Source organism: Enterobacter sp. 22466 (assembly GCF_052044775.1).
GTDB lineage: Bacteria > Pseudomonadota > Gammaproteobacteria > Enterobacterales > Enterobacteriaceae > Enterobacter > Enterobacter dissolvens.
On record NZ_JBQENX010000002.1, the window covers coordinates 75,985 to 95,263 of the forward strand.

Annotated in this window: 15 protein-coding genes; 11 read left to right on the forward strand and 4 right to left on the reverse strand. The window is 57.8% G+C overall.

Annotated features, from left to right (window positions below; translation table 11 throughout):
* Nucleotides 1-101 precede the first annotated feature (101 nt).
* From der to ACTJJI_RS07055, 3 genes are all read left to right on the forward strand, one after another.
* Nucleotides 102-1,577, forward strand: a complete 1,476-nt coding sequence (der, locus tag ACTJJI_RS07045) for a ribosome biogenesis GTPase Der (protein ID WP_014832892.1) — start codon at nt 102-104, stop codon at nt 1,575-1,577.
* Nucleotides 1,578-1,874: 297 nt separating this feature from the next.
* Nucleotides 1,875-3,419, forward strand: coding sequence for a peptide MFS transporter (locus tag ACTJJI_RS07050; protein WP_014832891.1), 1,545 nt, complete (start codon nt 1,875-1,877; stop codon nt 3,417-3,419).
* Nucleotides 3,420-3,471: 52 nt separating this feature from the next.
* Nucleotides 3,472-3,693, forward strand: coding sequence for a zinc ribbon domain-containing protein (locus tag ACTJJI_RS07055; protein ID WP_428184400.1), 222 nt, complete (start codon nt 3,472-3,474; stop codon nt 3,691-3,693).
* Here the strand turns inward: ACTJJI_RS07055 and ACTJJI_RS07060 are convergent.
* From ACTJJI_RS07060 to xseA, 3 genes are read right to left on the reverse strand one after another with little or no spacing between them, the layout of a single operon-like run.
* Nucleotides 3,690-4,040 (reverse strand): protealysin inhibitor emfourin, encoded by a 351-nt coding sequence (locus ACTJJI_RS07060; protein ID WP_014832889.1) that lies wholly within the window; start codon nt 4,038-4,040, stop codon nt 3,690-3,692. The two genes, ACTJJI_RS07055 and ACTJJI_RS07060, sit on opposite strands and share 4 nt — an antisense overlap.
* Nucleotides 4,041-5,060, reverse strand: coding sequence for a M4 family metallopeptidase (locus ACTJJI_RS07065; RefSeq protein ID WP_440653557.1), 1,020 nt, complete (start codon nt 5,058-5,060; stop codon nt 4,041-4,043).
* 58 nt (nt 5,061-5,118) lie between these two features.
* Nucleotides 5,119-6,492 (reverse strand): exodeoxyribonuclease VII large subunit, encoded by a 1,374-nt coding sequence (xseA, locus tag ACTJJI_RS07070; protein WP_194515760.1) that lies wholly within the window; start codon nt 6,490-6,492, stop codon nt 5,119-5,121.
* 159 nt (nt 6,493-6,651) lie between these two features.
* Between xseA and guaB the strand changes: the two genes are divergently transcribed.
* Both guaB and guaA read left to right on the forward strand, forming a co-directional pair.
* The gene (gene guaB / locus ACTJJI_RS07075; RefSeq protein ID WP_013098265.1) at nt 6,652-8,118 is read left to right on the forward strand and encodes an IMP dehydrogenase; all 1,467 of its coding nucleotides are present in this window, start codon (nt 6,652-6,654) and stop codon (nt 8,116-8,118) included.
* A 67-nt stretch (nt 8,119-8,185) separates the two neighbouring features.
* Entirely contained in the window at nt 8,186-9,763 is a 1,578-nt protein-coding gene (guaA, locus tag ACTJJI_RS07080; RefSeq protein WP_152081827.1) for a glutamine-hydrolyzing GMP synthase, read from the forward strand.
* A 56-nt stretch (nt 9,764-9,819) separates the two neighbouring features.
* Here guaA and ACTJJI_RS07085 read toward each other — a convergent pair whose 3' ends face one another.
* Nucleotides 9,820-10,650, reverse strand: a complete 831-nt coding sequence (locus tag ACTJJI_RS07085) for a MurR/RpiR family transcriptional regulator (RefSeq protein ID WP_440653558.1) — start codon at nt 10,648-10,650, stop codon at nt 9,820-9,822.
* A gap of 292 nt (nt 10,651-10,942) precedes the next feature.
* On the opposite strand from ACTJJI_RS07085, the gene ACTJJI_RS07090 reads away from it, so the two are divergent.
* The 6 genes from ACTJJI_RS07090 to ACTJJI_RS07115 all read left to right on the forward strand — a co-directional run bounded on the left by ACTJJI_RS07090 (nt 10,943) and on the right by ACTJJI_RS07115 (nt 19,271).
* Nucleotides 10,943-12,448, forward strand: coding sequence for a CoA-acylating methylmalonate-semialdehyde dehydrogenase (locus tag ACTJJI_RS07090; RefSeq protein ID WP_440653559.1), 1,506 nt, complete (start codon nt 10,943-10,945; stop codon nt 12,446-12,448).
* An 11-nt stretch (nt 12,449-12,459) separates the two neighbouring features.
* Nucleotides 12,460-14,385, forward strand: a complete 1,926-nt coding sequence (gene iolD, locus ACTJJI_RS07095; protein ID WP_440653560.1) for a 3D-(3,5/4)-trihydroxycyclohexane-1,2-dione acylhydrolase (decyclizing) — start codon at nt 12,460-12,462, stop codon at nt 14,383-14,385.
* Nucleotides 14,386-14,687: 302 nt separating this feature from the next.
* Nucleotides 14,688-15,674 carry an inositol 2-dehydrogenase gene (gene iolG / locus ACTJJI_RS07100; protein ID WP_013098257.1) on the forward strand — a complete coding sequence of 329 codons (987 nt, stop codon included), beginning with the start codon at nt 14,688-14,690 and terminating at the stop codon, nt 15,672-15,674.
* 31 nt (nt 15,675-15,705) lie between these two features.
* Nucleotides 15,706-16,635: a sugar ABC transporter substrate-binding protein gene (locus ACTJJI_RS07105; RefSeq protein WP_047360349.1), complete on the forward strand. Its 930-nt coding sequence runs from the start codon at nt 15,706-15,708 to the stop codon at nt 16,633-16,635.
* 48 nt (nt 16,636-16,683) lie between these two features.
* Nucleotides 16,684-18,231: a sugar ABC transporter ATP-binding protein gene (locus ACTJJI_RS07110; RefSeq protein ID WP_050860407.1), complete on the forward strand. Its 1,548-nt coding sequence runs from the start codon at nt 16,684-16,686 to the stop codon at nt 18,229-18,231.
* A gap of 11 nt (nt 18,232-18,242) precedes the next feature.
* Nucleotides 18,243-19,271 (forward strand): ABC transporter permease, encoded by a 1,029-nt coding sequence (locus ACTJJI_RS07115; RefSeq protein ID WP_049005552.1) that lies wholly within the window; start codon nt 18,243-18,245, stop codon nt 19,269-19,271.
* The last annotated feature ends 8 nt before the right edge of the window (nt 19,272-19,279 follow it).

The window sequence follows — 19,279 nt, forward strand, 5'->3', positions numbered from 1 at the left end:
TTGTAGTATACTAAACGGCTCCTGTTCACTCAGGAGCCGTTTTGACATTTTTAAAAACGCCGCGAAAGCGACGTTATTTTGAATTTTATGAGGCTTCAAACATGGTACCTGTGGTCGCGCTTGTCGGGCGCCCTAACGTTGGAAAATCCACTCTTTTTAACCGTTTAACACGCACCCGTGATGCGCTGGTTGCGGATTTCCCGGGGCTGACGCGTGACCGTAAGTACGGTCGTGCAGAGGTGGAAGGACGCGAGTTCATCTGTATCGATACCGGTGGTATTGACGGGACAGAAGACGGCGTTGAAACCCGCATGGCGGAACAGTCTCTGCTGGCCATCGAAGAGGCAGACGTGGTGCTGTTCATGGTGGATGCCCGTGCAGGCCTGATGCCTGCGGATTCCGCCATCGCTAAACATCTGCGTTCGCGCGAAAAACCGACCTTCCTGGTGGCGAATAAAACTGACGGTATCGATGCCGATCAGGCGATCGCCGATTTCTGGTCTTTAGGTCTGGGTGACATCTACCCAATCGCCGCATCGCATGGCCGCGGTGTGACCAGCCTGCTGGAAACCGTTCTGCTGCCGTGGGTTGACGAAGTGAACCCGCCGGAAGAGGTGGACGAAGACGCTGAATACTGGGCGCAGTTCGAAGACGGTGAAGAAGGCGAAGAAGAAGAGCCTGAAGAGGCATTCAACCCGCAGGATCTGCCGATTAAACTGGCCATTGTGGGGCGTCCAAACGTAGGTAAGTCTACGCTTACTAACCGTATTCTGGGTGAAGAGCGCGTGGTGGTATACGACATGCCGGGCACCACCCGCGACAGCATCTACATCCCGATGCAGCGTGATGAGCGTGAGTATGTGCTCATCGACACCGCAGGTGTTCGTAAGCGCGGAAAAATCACCGATGTGGTGGAGAAATTCTCCGTCATCAAAACTCTGCAGGCGATTGAAGATGCCAACGTTGTGCTGCTGGTTATCGACGCGCGTGAAGGTATCTCCGATCAGGACCTGTCGCTGCTTGGCTTTATCCTCAATAGTGGGCGCTCACTGGTTATCGTCGTGAACAAGTGGGATGGCCTGAGCAATGAAGTTCGTGAGCAGGTGAAAGAGACGCTGGACTTCCGTCTGGGCTTCATCGATTTCGCCCGCGTGCACTTCATCTCTGCGCTGCACGGCAGCGGTGTGGGTAACCTCTTCGACTCCGTGCGTGAAGCGTATGACAGCTCCACCCGTCGTCAGAGCACCGCCATGCTGACCCGCATTATGAACATGGCAGCAGAAGACCATCAGCCGCCGCTGGTACGTGGCCGTCGCGTGAAGCTGAAATATGCCCACGCCGGTGGTTATAACCCGCCAATCGTGGTGATTCACGGCAACCAGGTGAAAGACCTGCCGGACTCCTACAAGCGTTATCTGATGAACTACTTCCGTAAATCGCTGGACGTGATGGGCACCCCTATCCGTATTCAGTTCAAGGAAGGGGATAACCCGTTTGCCAACAAGCGCAACACCCTGACGCCAAACCAGATGCGTAAGCGTAAGCGTTTGATTAAGCACATTAAGAAAAGCAAATAAGCGTTGCCGATCTCACAAAAACCCGCGCCTGTCGCGGGTTTTTTTCACCCATACAAAACGCCTGCCTTCCCTGTGTGATGTCAATCACTATTCGTTTTTAACCATGTTTAAATCTAAGAAAGTAGACAATCGTCGAATTTTCATCTTAAAGTCCAGGGTCTGGTACTAGACAAAACTAGCGCCTGGTTATCAAATGGTTAACTAACTTTTCGCCGCATGTAAAAAATCGGTCAGATACGTAACTGGCCGGCGTACGCGCGGTGCTTTCAGCACAACGACATACCTTTTGGGAGAATTATGCAATCCTCTGTTAATCAAAAAGAAAGCCGAACGTTCTTCGGCCATCCTTATCCGCTCGGTTCACTGTTTTTCACCGAGATGTGGGAGCGTTTCTCATTTTACGGCATTCGTCCGTTACTGATCCTCTTTATGGCCGCCACCGTCTATGACGGCGGCATGGGACTGGCGCGTGAAAACGCCTCTGCGATTGTCGGTATCTTCGCCGGTACCATGTATCTGGCCGCGCTGCCGGGTGGCTGGCTGGCCGATAACTGGCTCGGCCAGCAGAGAGCCGTCTGGTACGGTTCGATTCTGATTGCGCTCGGCCACCTGTCGATTGCGCTTTCGGCCATCATGGGCGACAACCTGTTCTTTATCGGCCTGATGTTTATCGTGCTGGGATCGGGCCTGTTCAAGACCTGTATCTCCGTGATGGTGGGCACCTTGTATAAAAAAGGCGATGCGCGTCGTGACGGCGGTTTCTCGCTGTTCTATATGGGCATCAACATGGGCTCATTCATTGCACCGCTAATTTCCGGCTGGTTGATTAAAACCCACGGCTGGCACTGGGGCTTTGGTATTGGCGGCATCGGGATGCTGGTGGCGCTGATTATCTTCCGCGTGTTTGCCGTGCCGTCGATGAAACGCTACGACAGCGAAGTCGGCCTCGATTCCACCTGGAACAGCCCGGTGGTAAAACGCAAGGGCGTGGGCGCCTGGTTGCTGGCGCTGGCGGTAGGGGTGGCGGTTCTCGTCACGCTGATCGCCCAGGGTGTTATTGTGATTAACCCGGTCGCGGTAGCCAGCGTGCTGGTCTATGTCATCGCGGCGTCCGTTGCGCTCTACTTTATTTACCTGTTCATCTTCGCGGGGCTGACGCGTAAAGAGCGCGCCAGGCTGCTGGTCTGCTTTATCCTGCTGGTTTCCGCTGCGTTCTTCTGGTCGGCGTTTGAACAGAAACCCACCTCCTTTAACCTGTTTGCCAACGACTACACCAATCGCATGATCGGTGATTTCGAAATTCCGGCCGTATGGTTCCAGTCGATCAACGCCCTGTTCATCATTCTGCTGGCACCGGTATTCAGCTGGGCGTGGCCGAAGCTTGCCACCATGAATATTCGTCCGAGCAGTATCACCAAGTTTGTTATCGGCATTCTCTGTGCGGCGGCGGGCTTTGGCCTGATGATGCTGGCAGCGCAGAATGTGCTTAACAACGGCGGGGCCGGGGTTTCTCCGTTCTGGCTGGTGGGCAGTATCCTGATGCTGACGCTGGGTGAGCTTTGCCTGAGCCCGATTGGCCTGGCGACCATGACGCTGCTGGCGCCAGAAAGAATGCGTGGTCAGATGATGGGACTGTGGTTCTGCGCGAGTGCGCTGGGTAACCTGGCCGCCGGTCTGATTGGCGGCCACGTGAAGGCCGACCAGCTGGATATGCTGCCGGATCTCTTCGCGCGTTGCTCCATTGCACTGCTGATTTGTGCTGCAGTCCTGATCGTTCTCATTGTGCCGGTTCGTCGCATGCTGGAAAATGCCCGGACGAAACCTGCCACTGAGGCGGTATAATCGATCTGCCGGGGCGACCACGACGCCCCGGCAACAAACTTAAGGAGTTAACATGTCGATTGCCTGTCCAACCTGCCATGCCGAGCTGGAGCCGCAAAACGGCGTGGCCCACTGCGACAATTGTCATAAAGATATCGCGCTCGAAGCCCACTGCCCGGAGTGCCATCAGCCACTCCAGGTGTTAAAAGCCTGCGGCGCGGTGGATTACTTCTGCCAGAACGGCCACGGCCTGATCTCTAAAAAACGCGTGGAGTTTGTCCCTCTCGGGGCTTAATCACCCACGCAGCCTTCGCCTTTCTGCCAGAGATCGATCAGCGACTCGGGCGCTTCCTGCTCCGGAACCAGCACAATAATATCGGTGTACTGCGCCTCGTTGTGCCGGGTCCAGAAGATCTGAATACGGAAATAACGCTGATCGCCGCTCCCCGGCGACGAGGCCTGACCAGGCGGTTGTCCACGTGGAATGGCCTGCTCCAGTATGCTTACCACGCGCTGACGCTGCGCCTCGTTGAGGGATGAGAGCGTGATAGTGCGCTGCCCGCTCAGCTTGGGAATAAAAGCGACGCCGCCTTCGCGGGCCAGCTCAACCACGGCGTCATCCGTCAGTTCCGGTACCTGCATTTACAGCACTCCCACCTGTTCCCAGGCTTGTTTTATCGCCGTCCCAACGTCGCCACCGGAGCGTTTCTCGCCGTGGGCTATCGTCAGTCTGGCGAAGGCTTCAAAATCCGCATCCTGCGCCAGATTGCGATCGCAAACTGTGTCGTACCAGGCATAACCCACTTTTTCCCAGGCGTAGCCACCAATGGCCGTCGCGGCAAGATAAAACGCCCGGTTGGGAATACCAGAATTCAGGTGAACGCCGCCGTTATCTTCACGCGTTTTGATGAAATCCTTCATGTGCGCCGGCTGCGGATCTTTACCGAGCAGGGGATCGTTATAGGCGGTGCCCGGTTCCGACATGGAGCGCAACCCTTTACCGTTAATCCCTTTAGCCAGCAGCCCTTCACCAATCAGCCAGTCTGCTTTATCGGCGGTTTGCTTCAGACGGTACTGTTTAACCAGCGAGCCAAACACATCTGACAGCGACTCGTTCAGCGCCCCTGACTGCTCAAAATAGATAAGCCCGGCTTCGGTCTCGGTGACGCCGTGGCTGAGTTCATGCGCCACAACGTCGATGGCAATGGTAAAACGGTTAAATATTTCCCCGTCGCCATCGCCAAAGACCATCTGCTGGCCGTTCCAGAAGGCGTTCTGATATTCCCGGCCATAATGCACGGTGCCGGTCAAAATAAGCCCTTTATTATCGAGAGAATCGCGTTGATATTCTTTCCAGAAGAAATCATGGGTAATACCCAAGTACTCGTAGGCCTCATCCACCGCAACATCCCCGTTGGACGGCTGGCCTTCATAGCGCACCTGGGTGCCCGGCAGCTCCTGGGTCTGTTTCGCATCGTAAATATCACGCTCCAGCTGTCCGGCTTTATTGACGTGTGGCGCGGCGGGTTTGCCGGGCATATGGGCCATCAGCGTCTGGACATGGGTTAAGGTCTGGCGGGCACAGCGCTGCTGCGGCTCTGAACCGCTTTCGATAATACGACGAAGAATATAAGGGGGAATAACGCTCTGAAGATGTGGCATGCAGCTCTCCTTATTAAAAAAGGGAATAGCAGCAGTATAGTAAGTAACCGGCGAAGAATTATCCGCTTTTGCGCTGACGGGGCTTTTTCACCGGTTTAATTGATTTCACTTCGCTTTCCACCCAGCCGTCTGACAGACGCGTCGTCAGCATGTCACCGGCATTCACCTGTTTGGTTTGCTTCAGTACTTTGCCGTCAGTGGCGGTGGTTACGCTATACCCGCGCGCCAGGGTGGAAAGTGGGCTGACCGCTTCAAGATGGGTCACCGCATTGCCAAAGCGTTCGCGGGTGGTGCTAAGTCGTGCCCGTACAGTTTCTGCCAGACGATACTCCAGCTGCTGAATGCGCGTTTGCGCACGGTAAATTTTCGGCTGCGGGTTTTGCTGGTTCAGGCGCTGCGTCACGCGCTGCTGACGCGTCATCACGCGCTTGAGCTGATTATCCAGCGCGACGTTCATCCGCTGGCGCAGACGCTCCAGCACGGTCTGCTGACGCGCAAGGCGAAGCTGTGGATGCTGCTGCTGCAGGCGGTGATGAAGCTGGGTAAAGCGGCGGGTACGATTCGCGAGGAAGTAGTCCATCGCCATCTCCAGACGCTGCTGGCCGTTCTGCAACTGACGCAGCAGCTCCAGCTGATTGCGGCTCACCACTTCCGCCGCTGCGGACGGCGTAGGCGCGCGTAAATCCGCAACGAAATCGGCAATCGTCACATCCGTTTCATGCCCGACGGCGCTCACCACGGGAATAACGCTGGCGAAAATCGCCCGCGCCACGCGCTCGTCGTTAAAGCTCCACAAATCTTCCAGCGAGCCGCCGCCACGCCCAACGATTAATACGTCGCACTCCTGCCGCGCGTTCGCCAGCTCAATGGCACGCACAATCTGGCCTGGCGCATCGTCACCCTGAACAGCGGTCGGGTAGATGATAACGGGCAGGGAAGGATCGCGACGCTTGAGGACATGCAAAATATCGTGCAGCGCGGCACCGGTTTTCGAGGTGATTACCCCAACGCAGTGAGCGGGTGAGGGCAGGGGCTTTTTATACTGCTGATCGAACAACCCCTCTTGCGAGAGCGCGGCTTTTAGCTGTTCATACTTCTGCTGAAGTAAGCCTTCGCCCGCAGGTTGCATGCTCTCGACGATAATCTGGTAGTCGCCGCGCGGTTCATAGAGCGTGATATTGGCGCGCACCAGCACCTGCTGACCATGCTGAGGACGAAACGTCACGCGACGGTTGCTGTTACGGAACATGGCGCAGCGCACCTGGGCGGTGTCGTCTTTTAACGTAAAGTACCAGTGGCCGGAGGCTGGCTGCGTGAAGTTAGAGATCTCACCGCTGATCCAGACCTGCCCCATTTCCTGCTCAAGCAGCAAACGCACCGTCTGATTCAGGCGGCTGACAGTATAAATTGAGGGGGATTGAGAGGATAACATGTGAGCGGGATCAAATTCTAAATCAGCAAGTTATTCAGTCGATAGTAACCTGCTGAGAGGGGAGTGCAAGGTTTTTTTATAAAAAAGTGTGGATGCAATCGGTTACGCTCTGTATAATGCCACGGCAATATTTAACCACCCAGGTCAGAGATATTGCCCATGCTACGTATCGCTAAAGAAGCACTGACGTTTGACGACGTCCTCCTCGTTCCCGCTCACTCCACCGTTCTGCCGAATACTGCCGATCTCAGCACGCAGTTGACGAAAACCATTCGCCTGAACATTCCTATGCTCTCTGCGGCAATGGACACCGTGACTGAAGCGCGCCTGGCAATTGCCCTGGCACAGGAAGGTGGCATTGGCTTTATTCACAAAAACATGTCTATCGAGCGTCAGGCGGAAGAAGTTCGCCGCGTGAAGAAGCATGAATCCGGCATCGTATCCGATCCACAGACCGTTCTGCCTACCACCACCCTGCACGAAGTGAAAGCCCTGACCGAACGTAACGGCTTCGCCGGTTACCCGGTGGTGACTGAAGAAAACGAGCTGGTGGGTATCATCACTGGCCGTGACGTGCGTTTCGTGACCGACCTGAACCAGCCGGTTAGCGTATATATGACGCCAAAAGAGCGTCTGGTGACCGTGCGTGAAGGTGAAGCGCGTGATGTCGTGTTCGCAAAAATGCACGAAAAACGCGTTGAGAAAGCGCTGGTTGTGGATGCGAACTTCCATCTGCGCGGTATGATCACCGTTAAAGATTTCCAGAAAGCAGAACGTAAACCTAACGCCTGTAAAGACGAGCATGGCCGTCTGCGCGTAGGCGCTGCGGTTGGCGCAGGTGCCGGTAACGAAGAGCGTGTTGATGCGCTGGTTGCCGCAGGCGTTGACGTACTGCTGATTGACTCCTCCCACGGCCACTCCGAAGGCGTTCTGCAACGTATTCGCGACACCCGTGCGAAATATCCTGATCTGCAGATCATCGGCGGTAACGTGGCGACGGGCGCAGGTGCTCGCGCGCTGGCGGACGCAGGTTGCAGCGCGGTGAAAGTGGGTATTGGCCCTGGCTCCATCTGTACTACCCGTATCGTGACCGGTGTAGGTGTTCCGCAGATCACTGCGGTTTCTGACGCGGTTGAAGCGCTGGAAGGCACCGGCATTCCGGTCATCGCTGACGGCGGTATCCGCTTCTCTGGCGACATCGCTAAGGCGATCGCCGCAGGTGCTTCCGCGGTGATGGTTGGCTCCATGCTGGCAGGGACTGAAGAATCCCCGGGTGAAATCGAACTCTACCAGGGCCGTTCTTACAAATCTTACCGCGGTATGGGCTCTCTGGGCGCGATGTCCAAAGGTTCTTCTGACCGTTACTTCCAGACCGATAACGCTGCTGACAAACTGGTGCCGGAAGGTATCGAAGGCCGTGTTGCCTACAAAGGCCGTCTGAAAGAGATCATTCACCAGCAGATGGGCGGCCTGCGCTCCTGTATGGGTCTGACCGGCTGTGGTACCATTGACCTGCTGCGTACTAAAGCGGAATTCGTACGCATCAGCGGTGCGGGTATCCAGGAGAGCCACGTTCACGACGTGACGATCACCAAAGAGTCCCCGAACTACCGTCTGGGCTCCTGATAAGTTTCCGCGCCCGGCTCATGCCGGGCGCTCTGTTTTTGTTTCACTTGCCTCGGAATTAGCGTCAATGACGGAAAACATTCATAAACATCGCATTCTCATCCTGGACTTTGGTTCTCAGTACACTCAGCTGGTGGCGCGTCGCGTGCGTGAACTGGGCGTTTACTGTGAACTGTGGGCGTGGGATGTCACGGAAGCACAGATTCGCGAATTCAATCCAAGCGGCATCATCCTCTCCGGCGGCCCGGAAAGCACCACCGAAGATAACAGCCCACGTGCACCGCAGTACGTGTTCGAAGCGGGTGTACCGGTGTTCGGCGTTTGCTACGGTATGCAGACCATGGCAATGCAGCTGGGCGGCCACGTTGAAGGCTCTAACGAGCGTGAGTTTGGCTACGCACAGGTCGAAGTGGTGAACGACAGCGCGCTGGTGCGCGGTATCGAAGACTCCCTGACTGCAGACGGCAAACCGCTGCTGGACGTGTGGATGAGCCACGGCGATAAAGTGACCGCTATCCCGTCCGACTTCGTGACCGTTGCCAGCACCGAAAGCTGCCCGTTCGCGATTATGGCGAACGAAGAGAAACGCTTCTACGGCGTGCAGTTCCACCCGGAAGTGACTCACACCCGTCAGGGGATGCGCATGCTGGAGCGCTTCGTGCGCGATATCTGCCAGTGTGAAGCCCTGTGGACCCCGGCTAAAATCATCGACGACGCCGTTGAGCGTATCCGTCAGCAGGTTGGCGATGACAAAGTGATCCTCGGCCTGTCCGGTGGCGTGGACTCCTCCGTAACCGCGATGCTGCTGCACCGCGCTATCGGTAAAAACCTGACCTGCGTATTCGTGGACAACGGTCTGCTGCGTCTGAATGAAGCCCAGCAGGTCATGGACATGTTTGGTGACCACTTCGGTCTGAACATCGTTCACGTGGAAGGCGAACAGCGCTTCCTGGACGCGCTGAAAGGCGAGAACGATCCGGAAGCCAAACGTAAGATCATTGGCCGCGTCTTCGTGGAAGTGTTCGACGAAGAAGCGCTGAAGCTGGAAGACGTGAAGTGGCTGGCGCAGGGCACCATCTACCCTGACGTGATCGAGTCTGCGGCATCCGCAACCGGTAAAGCACACGTCATCAAATCTCACCACAACGTGGGCGGCCTGCCGAAAGAGATGAAGATGGGTCTGGTTGAACCGCTGCGTGAGCTGTTCAAAGACGAAGTGCGTAAGATCGGTCTGGAACTGGGTCTGCCGTACGACATGCTCTACCGTCACCCGTTCCCGGGTCCGGGTCTGGGCGTGCGCGTGCTGGGCGAAGTGAAGAAAGAGTACTGCGACCTGCTGCGTCGCGCGGATGCTATCTTCATCGAAGAGCTGCATAAAGCTGACCTGTATAACAAAGTGAGCCAGGCGTTCACCGTGTTCCTGCCAGTTCGCTCCGTCGGCGTAATGGGCGATGGCCGTAAGTACGACTGGGTTGTTTCCCTGCGTGCGGTGGAAACCATCGACTTCATGACCGCGCACTGGGCGCACCTGCCGTATGACTTCTTAGGCCGTGTGTCTAACCGCATCATCAATGAAGTGAACGGTATTTCCCGCGTGGTGTATGACATCAGCGGTAAGCCACCGGCTACGATTGAGTGGGAATAATCCCGCTCTGAGTTAACATCAAAACCCTCTGCCTGTGCAGGGGGTTTTTTATTTCCTTACTTACCTTCACCCAACCTATACGCCAGCGCCACCACGAGCGACTGCACCAGACACAGCGTTGCCGACTGAGATCGAAACGCATCCACCTGCGCCTCTTTCACCACAAAGCAGAGATCGCTAAACGTCGCCAGCGGGCTTATCTGGCTGTCGGTAATCACAATCTGCCGCGCGCCGACGCTGGCGGCAGTTTCGCTGACCATCACCGTCTCTTCCGCGTACGGCGAGAAGCTGATCGACACCACGATGTCGCGCGCCTTAATGCGGCTGATCTGCTCACGCAGCATGCCGCCCATGCCGTCGAGCAGAATCGGGCGGCACTCCAGGTGGCTTAAAGCATAGGTGAGATAAGCAGCGACGCTAAAGGAGCGGCGCAGTCCGGCGATGTAGATAGTGTCCGCGTCGGCCAGCAGCTGTACCGCGCGCTCCAGCATCTCCGGTTCGGCGCGGGCGGCCAGCTGCTGCAGCGCCTGTGCGTTCGAGCGGGCGAACTCCTGCAGGATATCGAGCGGCGTTTCCGGCACGGCTTCGCTCTCCATTTCGCGGAACAGCAGCGCGCGATCGCTGTAGCTGGCGGTCTCCTCCACCAGGTTCATACGAAACAGCTGTTTCATCTCGTTGAAGCCGGTGAAGTCAAAGGCATTGGCAAAACGGATCAGCGTCGAGGGCGGCACATCGGCACGCTCGGCAATGACCGCAACCGTATCAAACGCCACACTGTTCGTATTATCCAGTACATAGCGGGAGACCTGCTGCAGCCTCTTGCTCAGGCTATCGTAGCGATCGCGGATTTGCTGCTGCAGTTCGTTCAGGCTGGTTGCTGTCGTCATGTTATCCCCCAAATACAGTCTTATGATTCTAAACGCAAAACCGCGTGTTTTAAATGTTGGCCATCCATCTGGCAGCAAAAATGAAACAGAAACTTCACTCATTTCATCGCCTGAAAATCCTTAATAGCGCACGGTGCGTCAGTGTTGTTGGCTGTTAACATAAAAATCCATCCTTGATCACAATAATCATCATTTATTTTATTTCAACTTAAAATGGAATATTTGTTTCATATATAGTGTTCAGTACACAGTGTTCAGGTAACAGTCACGTATCAACAGCGAGAGGTTAAGGATGGAGACGGTAGCGAATTTTATTCACGGCGAATGTGTCACCGGTTCAGGCCAGCGCGTTCAGGCGATCTTCAACCCGGCCACTGGCGAGCAGATCCGCCAGGTGGTGATGAGTACGGCCCAGGAAACGGAGCAGGCGATTGCCGCCGCGCAGCAGGCGTTCCCGGCGTGGGCACGTCATGCTCCGCTTAAGCGCGCGCGCGTGATGTTCCGCTTCAAAGCGCTGCTGGAAGAGAATATGGAACGGCTGGCCCGTCTTATCAGTGAAGAGCACGGCAAAGTCTTCTCCGACGCGGTAGGCGAGCTGACCCGTGGCCTGGAAGTGGTGGAGTTCGCCTGTGGCATTCCGCATCTGCAAAAGGGTGAACACTCTGCCAACGTGGGCACCGGTGTGGACAGCCACTCTCTGATGCAGCCGCTCGGCGTCTGCGCCGGGATCACGCCGTTTAACTTCCCGGCAATGGTGCCGATGTGGATGTTCCCGATTGCGCTGGCAACCGGCAATACCTTCGTGCTGAAACCGTCAGAAAAAGATCCCTCTCTGGCGCTCGCGCTGGCAAAACTGCTGAAAGAGGCCGGCCTGCCGGACGGCGTGTTTAACGTGGTGCAGGGGGATAAAGAATCCGTTGATGTGCTCCTGACCGACCCGCGCGTGCAGGCCGTGAGCTTTGTTGGCTCCACGCCGATTGCGGAATACATCTACCAGACCGCGTCCGCCCACGGCAAACGCTGTCAGGCGCTGGGTGGGGCGAAAAACCACTGCATTCTGATGCCGGATGCCGACATGGAGATGGCGACCAACGCCATCATGGGCGCGGCCTACGGCGCGGCGGGGGAACGCTGTATGGCGCTTTCAGTGGTACTGGCGGTGGGCGATAACACCGCCGATGACCTCTGCGCCCGTCTGGAAAAACAGATTGCCGCGCTGCGTGTTGGGCCAGGGCTGGACCAGACGCCAGAAAACGAAATGGGGCCGCTTATCTCCTCCGCGCACCGCAGCAAGGTGCTGGGCTATATCGACAGCGGGGAAGCGCAGGGAGCGAAACTGCGCGTGGACGGCCGCGGCTTTAGCGTGCAGGGTCACGAGAAGGGCTATTTTGTCGGGCCGACGCTGTTCGATAATGTCACCCCGGAGATGACCATCTATAAGGAAGAAATTTTCGGCCCGGTGCTTTCTGTGGTGCGCGTAGCAGATTACGCCAGCGCGGTGGATCTGATTAACCGCCATGAATATGGTAATGGTTCAGCCATTTTCACCCGCGACGGCGGCTGCGCGCGCCGCTTCTGCGAAGAGGTGCAGGCGGGCATGGTGGGGGTTAATGTGCCGATCCCGGTGCCGATGGCGTTCCACAGTTTCGGCGGCTGGAAGCGCTCGATTTTTGGCGCGCTCAACGTTCACGGTAACGACGGCGTGCGGTTCTACACCCGAATGAAAACCGTCACCGCACGCTGGCCGGAAATGCAGCAGGAGACAGGCGCTGCGTTCTCCATGCCGACGCTGGGCTGACAGGAGGTTTTATGCAAACCGAACGTATGACCATGGCCCAGGCGCTGGTCCGGTTCCTTAATCAACAGTACGTCAGCATTGATGGCATTGAAACGCCCTTCGTGGAGGGTGTGGCGACCATTTTTGGTCATGGCAACGTGCTGGGCATCGGCCAGGCGCTGGAACAAGATCCGGGCCATCTGCAGGTAATGCAGGGCTGTAATGAGCAGGGCATCGCCCACATGGCGACGGGATTCGCCAAACAGCATCGCCGTCAGCGCATTTTCGCCGTGACCTCCTCCGTCGGGCCGGGCGCCGCCAATATGATCACCGCGGCGGCGACCGCCACGGCGAACCGTATTCCGTTGCTGCTGCTGCCGGGGGATATCTACGCCAGCCGCCAGCCGGACCCGGTGCTGCAGCAGATCGAGCAGTACCACGATCTCAGTATCAGCACCAACGACTGCTTCCGCCCGGTCTCCCGCTACTGGGACCGCATCAATCGCCCGGAGCAGTTAATGAGCGCCATGTTAAATGCGATGCGAACGCTCACTGACCCCGCAGATACCGGTGCAGTAACCCTTTGCCTGCCGCAGGACGTGCAGGGCGAAGCCTGGGATTACCCGCTGAGCTTCTTCGCGCGTCGCGTGCATCACATCGAGCGTCGACCGCCCGATCCCCAGCGTCTGGGGCAGGCGCAGGCGTTAATTGCGCGCAAACGCCGTCCGCTGGTGGTGTGCGGCGGCGGCGTACGCTACTCCGGCGCGCATGAGGCGTTGCGCGAATTTGTCGAGACGCTGCAGCTGCCGTTTGCCGAAACCCAGGCCGGAAAAGGGGCGCTGGTAAGTGACCACCCACTTAATATGGGTGGCGTGGGCGTGACGGGCGGAATGGCCGCCAACCAGCTTGCGCCGCTGGCCGATTTAGTGATTGGCGTAGGGACACGTCTTACCGATTTTACCACCGGCTCCAAGGCGCTCTTCTCCCACCCGGACGTCGAGTTTCTGCTGCTCAACGTGGCCGAGTTTGACGCCCTGAAGCTCGACGCCACCGCGCTGATTGCCGATGCCCGGACCGGACTGCAGGCCTTAACCCACTCGCTCAGGGAGTATCGCAGCGGCTGGGGAGAGGAGATTGCGCAGGCGAAAGCCGCCTGGCACGACGAGTGCCGCCGTCTCTGGGATCGCCAGTGGCGCCCGGATGAGGCACCGGAAGTGGCGGGCCATCTTGATGCCCAGCTGACGGAATATGGCGAGACGCTCAACACCCGCCTGACCCAGACGCGGGTGCTGGGGCTGATTAATCAGCATGTTGAAGATAACGCCATCGTGGTGGGCGCAGCCGGTTCGCTGCCGGGAGATTTACAGCGCCTCTGGCAGGTCAAAACGCCTGATACCTATCATCTGGAGTACGGTTACTCCTGCATGGGTTACGAGATTGCGGCGGCGCTTGGCGCGAAGCTTGCCCGACCCGGGCAACCGGTTTACGCCATGGTGGGGGATGGCTCCTACATGATGCTGCACTCCGAGCTGCAAACCGCGGTGCAGGAGGGCATTAAGATCACCGTTCTGCTGTTTGATAACGCCAGCTTTGGCTGCATTAATAACCTGCAGATGGGGCATGGAATGGGAAGCTTTGGCACGGAAAATCGCCACCGTAACCCGCAGACCGGGCAGCTTGACGGGCCGCTGGTGAAGGTCGATTTCGCACAAAACGCGGAAAGCTACGGCTGTCGCGCGTGGCGGGTACATGATGAGCAAACCCTGCTGGCGGCGCTGGAGGCGTCCCGCGCCCATCCAGGCCCGACGCTGTTGGACATCAAAGTGCTGCCGAAAACCATGACCCACGATTACGCCTCATGGTGGCGAACCGGCGATGCGCAGGTAGCGGCGTCTCCTGCCGTGCGCGAAGCCGCAGCGCAGACGCAGGCGCAGGTGAAAAAAGCACGTCAGTATTAAGCATTCCCGCCGTAACGAAATTTTCATTTCATTTTCCTGTTTCCCCTCACCCTAACCCTCTCCCACCGGGAGAGGGGACGGATCGGTACGATTTTTACTCCCTCTCCCATGTGGAGAGGGCTGGGGTGAGGGGAAGTGGTCCTCTCTTTCATGTTGTGAGATTGATAACAAAATTTATCTCATTCATCTCAAAAGTGTTAACCCACACTCAAAAACATAATTTTCACTATTTATAAAAATGAAATAAATGTTTTATTTAAAGGGTCGTTAGTTCACAGCATTCACCAACACCGGGAGCCGTTATGTTTAACATTGCTTTACTGGGCGCTGGCCGAATTGGCCAGGTACATGCAGCTAACATCGCCAGCCACAGCGCGACCACACTCTGGTCCGTGGTTGACCCGAATCAGGAATTTGCCACCCGTCTCGCCACGCAGTATCAGGCCCGCCAGCAGAGCCTGATTGAGGCGATGACCGACCCTGACGTTCATGCCGTGCTGATCGCCTCGGCGACCGATACCCATGCGGACCTGATAGAAATGGCCGCCCGTCATGGCAAAGCCATCTTCTGTGAAAAACCGGTACACCTCGACCTCGCCCGCGTGCGTGACTGCCTGAAAGTGGTTAAAGAGTACGACGTGCCGCTGTTCATCGGCTTTAACCGTCGCTTTGACCCGCAGTTCCGCCGTGTGAAAACCGACGCGCAGGCCGGGCGTATCGGCAAACCGGAATCGCTGCTGATCATCTCCCGCGATCCGTCTCCACCGCCGGCGGAGTATGTCCGCGTCTCTGGCGGCATGTTCCGCGATATGACCATTCACGACTTTGATATGGCGCGCTTCATCATGGGTGAAGAGCCGGTGTCAGTGTATGCCCAGGGCAGTAACCTGGTGGATCCGGCGATTGGCGAGGCGGGGGACATCGACACCGCATTTATCGTTCTGAAATATGCCTCCGGCGCAATGGCGACCATCGTCAACAGCCGCCGCTCCTCTTACGGCTACGACCAGCGCCTGGAGCTGCACGGCTCTGAAGGGCTGCTCTGCGCGGGCAATATTCTTGAAAATCAGGTGCAGCACTACGGCAAACAGGGTTGCACCAGCGCGCTGCCGGAACACTTCTTCCTGCAGCGCTACAAATCCGCTTACGCCGCGGAATGGGAACACTTTGTTGCGGTATTGCGCGGCGAAGCGGTGCCTGACTGCAGCGGCGATGATGGTGAACGTGCGCTGTACCTCGCGGATAAAGCGCTGGAGTCGCTGCGTAGCCAGCGCGAGATCGTCCTCTAAACACAACCACCCTACACAGAGAGACATAATAATGAAAAAGCTGATCTTAGCCGCCCTCATCGCCATGACGTCCGTGGCCGCCCTCGCCGAAAACGAGCAAATTGTTTTCAGTACGCCAAACCTGGCGATGCCGTTTGAAGTGCACATGCAGCGCACGGCGGTGAAAGCCGCAAAAGAGATGGGCGTCAAGTTGCAGGTGCTGGACGGGCAGGGCAGTTCACCAAAACAGGTGGCTGACCTGGAAAACGCCATCACCCGTGGAGCGCAGGGGTTCATCGTCTCCCCGAACGACGTGAACGCGGTCTCCAGCGCGGTGGATGAAATTCAGGATGCGAAGCTGCCGGTGGTCACGCTCGACCGCTCCGTCGACAGCCAGAAGAAAGTGCCGCACTTTGGTGCCAACAACTATAAAGGCGGCCAGGCGATTGGCGACTTCGTGAAAAGCAAATTCCCCGACGGGGCAGAGATCATTCTGCTCACCGGTCAGCCGGGCTCCTCTTCCAACATCGAACGCACCAAAGGGATCCGCGACAGCCTGAAAGCGGGTGGCGATAAATACAAGATCGTCGCCGATCAGACCGGCAACTGGATGCGTTCTGAAGGGATGCGCATTGTAGAAAGCGTTCTGCCGTCACTGCCGAAACGCCCGCAGGTGATCCTCTCCGCCAACGATGATATGGCGCTGGGCGCGATTGAAGCCCTGCAGAGCCAGGGCGTGAAGCCGGGCGAGATCCTCGTGACCGGCTTCGATGCGGTGCCGGAAGCATTGGCCCGCGTGCGTGACGGCTGGCTGGCGGTGACTGCGGATCAGCGCCCGGGCTTTGCGGTGCAAACGGCAATGAGCCAGCTGGTGGCCAACGTGCGTGAGAAGAAAGCCATCACCGGCGCGGACTACCCGCCAACGCTTATCACCAAAGAGAACCTGCAGCAGGCTGAGCGTATCGGTGAGGCCGGTAACTAACATGTCCCGAGCCGCCTTTGGCGGCTCATCATGAGGAGGAGCAGACTGATGTCGCAACCCTTACTGAAAGTGACCGAGCTGGCGAAAAGCTTTTCCGGCGTCTGGGCGCTGAGCAATGCCCAGTTGACCGTCGGGCCGGGAGAAATCCACGCCCTGCTGGGGGAAAACGGGGCGGGAAAATCCACGCTGCTGAAGGCGCTTGCGGGCGCGCAGCCGCAAACGCGCGGGGAGATCTGGTTCAACGGCGAAACGCTGCCGATAGATGACTCCCCGGTGGAACGACAGAACAAGGGCATTATCACCATCTATCAGGAATTTAACCTGCTGCCCAACATGACCGTCGCGGAAAACATGTTCCTGGGGCGCGAGCCGCGCAAGCGGAACCTGATCGTCGATGAAAAAGCGGTAAACCAGGAGGCGCAGGTCATTCTCGATTACCTGCAGCTGAACGTTGCGCCGACCACACCCGTTGCCCGCCTGAGCGTGGCCCAGCAGCAGATGGTGGAGATCGCCCGGGCGCTGACCCTCAACGCCCGCTTAATCATTATGGACGAACCTTCCGCCGCGCTGAGCGACAGCGAAGTAGAAAGCCTGCACCGTGTGGTGCGGGAGCTTAAAAACCGCGGGGTGAGCATTATCTATGTGACGCACCGCCTGCATGAAGTTTTCCAGCTCTGCGACCGTTTCACCGTTTTCCAGGATGGCCGTTTCACCGGCACCGGCGCGGTGGCAGAAACGAACGTAGAGCAGCTGATCCGCCTGATGGTCGGGCGCGACGTGGCGTTTAACCGCCGTCCCGCCAGCGAAACCCATCATGAGGATAAACCCATCCGTCTGGCCGTGAAGGGGCTGAGCCGCGAAAAGCCGCCGCTGGATCCGCACGGTATTGCCCTGCATGACATCAGCTTCCATGTCCACGCGGGTGAGGTGCTGGGCATCGCCGGACTGGTGGGTGCAGGACGCACCGAAGTGGCCCGCTGCCTGTTTGGCGCAGACGCGTTTACCTCTGGCAGCTTTGAGCTGGACGGCGTGCCGTACCAGCCGCGCGACCCGCTGTATGCCCTCGATCAGGGCGTGGCGCTGGTGCCGGAAGATCGCAAAAAAGAGGGGGCGGTGCTGGGGCTGTCGATTCGCGACAACCTGTCGCTCTCCTGCCTTTCGTCACTGCTGCACTGGCGCTGGTTCGTCAATACCCGCAAAGAGGGCGATCTGATTGAGTCCTACCGCCAGGCGCTGCAGATCAAAATGGTCAACAGCGCGCAGGAGGTGCGCAAGCTCTCTGGCGGTAACCAGCAAAAAGTGATCCTCGCGCGCTGCATGGCGCTCAACCCGCGGGTGCTGATCGTCGATGAGCCAACGCGTGGCATCGACGTGGGGACCAAATCAGAAGTGCACCAGGTGCTGTTTGACATGGCGAAAAAGGGCGTGGCGGTGATTGTGATCTCCTCCGATCTGCCTGAAGTGATGGCGGTGTCCGACCGGATCATCACCCTGAGCGAAGGCCGGGTCACCGGCGAGATCCACGGCGATGATGCCAACGAAGAGCGGCTGATGACGATGATGGCCATCAACCACAACGCCCTGAACGCGGCATAACGGAGTTTCTCATGACGCAGATGATTTCTAAAACGCAGGCCCCGGTCAAACGCGCCGGACGCATCGATCCCATCGCCTTCTTCGAGCGCTTTGGGGTGCTGATTTTCATGATCCTGCTGCTGATCTTCTTCCAGTCGCAGAACAGCAATTTTTTCTCTGAACGCAACATTTTCAACATCCTGACCGAAGTCTCCATCTACGGGATCATGGCCGTGGGGATGACCTTCGTCATCCTGACCGCCGGGATCGACCTCTCCGTCGGATCCATTCTGGCGGTGTGCGCCATGACCGCGGCGTACGTGATTAAAGGCGACAACTTTACCACCGTCGACCCGAACGCCTGGGGCGGCATGAGCTGGCTGATAGGGCTGGGGATTTGTCTGGCGATGGGCACGGCGATTGGCTTCCTGCACGGCCTGGGCGTCACCCGCCTGCGCCTGCCGCCGTTCATCGTCACCCTCGGGGGAATGACCATCTGGCGCGGCCTGACCCTGGTGATTAACGACGGCGCGCCGATCGCCGGTTTCGATCAGGGCTACCGCTGGTGGGGGCGCGGGGAGTTGCTCGGTATCTCCATTCCGATCTGGATCTTCGCCATCGTTGCCATTGGCGGTTATCTGGCGCTGCACAAAACCCGCTGGGGGCGCTTCGTTTACGCCATCGGTGGCAACCCGGAGGCGGCGCGACTGGCGGGGGTGAACGTCAAGCGCGTACTGGTCAGCGTCTATGTGCTGATTGGCTGTCTGGCGGGGCTGGCGGGCTTTATTCTCAGCGCGCGTCTGGGGAGCGCCGAGGCGGTGGCCGGGATCTCCTTTGAGCTGCGCGTCATTGCCTCGGTGGTGATTGGCGGCACCTCGCTGATGGGCGGCTACGGACGCATCGGCGGCACCATTATCGGCTCCATCATTATGGGCATTCTGATTAACGGCCTGGTGCTGATGAACGTCTCGGCTTACTACCAGCAGATTATCACCGGGTTAATTATCGTTCTGGCGGTGGCGTTTGACACCTACGCCAAGAGCCGTCGCGGCGCACTGTGAGGATCACG

Excerpts from the sequence above, each read along its gene's own strand:
- xseA (WP_194515760.1), bottom strand. The coding sequence starts at position 6,492 with ATGTTATCCTCTCAATCCCCCTCAATTTATACTGTCAGCCGCCTGAAT.
- der (WP_014832892.1), top strand. The coding sequence starts at position 102 with ATGGTACCTGTGGTCGCGCTTGTCGGGCGCCCTAACGTTGGAAAATCC.
- guaA (WP_152081827.1), top strand. The coding sequence starts at position 8,186 with ATGACGGAAAACATTCATAAACATCGCATTCTCATCCTGGACTTTGGT.
- ACTJJI_RS07115 (WP_049005552.1), top strand. The coding sequence starts at position 18,243 with ATGACGCAGATGATTTCTAAAACGCAGGCCCCGGTCAAACGCGCCGGA.
- iolD (WP_440653560.1), top strand. The coding sequence starts at position 12,460 with ATGCAAACCGAACGTATGACCATGGCCCAGGCGCTGGTCCGGTTCCTT.
- ACTJJI_RS07090 (WP_440653559.1), top strand. The coding sequence starts at position 10,943 with ATGGAGACGGTAGCGAATTTTATTCACGGCGAATGTGTCACCGGTTCA.
- guaB (WP_013098265.1), top strand. The coding sequence starts at position 6,652 with ATGCTACGTATCGCTAAAGAAGCACTGACGTTTGACGACGTCCTCCTC.
- ACTJJI_RS07060 (WP_014832889.1), bottom strand. The coding sequence starts at position 4,040 with ATGCAGGTACCGGAACTGACGGATGACGCCGTGGTTGAGCTGGCCCGC.
- ACTJJI_RS07050 (WP_014832891.1), top strand. The coding sequence starts at position 1,875 with ATGCAATCCTCTGTTAATCAAAAAGAAAGCCGAACGTTCTTCGGCCAT.
- ACTJJI_RS07085 (WP_440653558.1), bottom strand. The coding sequence starts at position 10,650 with ATGACGACAGCAACCAGCCTGAACGAACTGCAGCAGCAAATCCGCGAT.
- ACTJJI_RS07105 (WP_047360349.1), top strand. The coding sequence starts at position 15,706 with ATGAAAAAGCTGATCTTAGCCGCCCTCATCGCCATGACGTCCGTGGCC.
- ACTJJI_RS07055 (WP_428184400.1), top strand. The coding sequence starts at position 3,472 with ATGTCGATTGCCTGTCCAACCTGCCATGCCGAGCTGGAGCCGCAAAAC.
- iolG (WP_013098257.1), top strand. The coding sequence starts at position 14,688 with ATGTTTAACATTGCTTTACTGGGCGCTGGCCGAATTGGCCAGGTACAT.
- ACTJJI_RS07065 (WP_440653557.1), bottom strand. The coding sequence starts at position 5,060 with ATGCCACATCTTCAGAGCGTTATTCCCCCTTATATTCTTCGTCGTATT.
- ACTJJI_RS07110 (WP_050860407.1), top strand. The coding sequence starts at position 16,684 with ATGTCGCAACCCTTACTGAAAGTGACCGAGCTGGCGAAAAGCTTTTCC.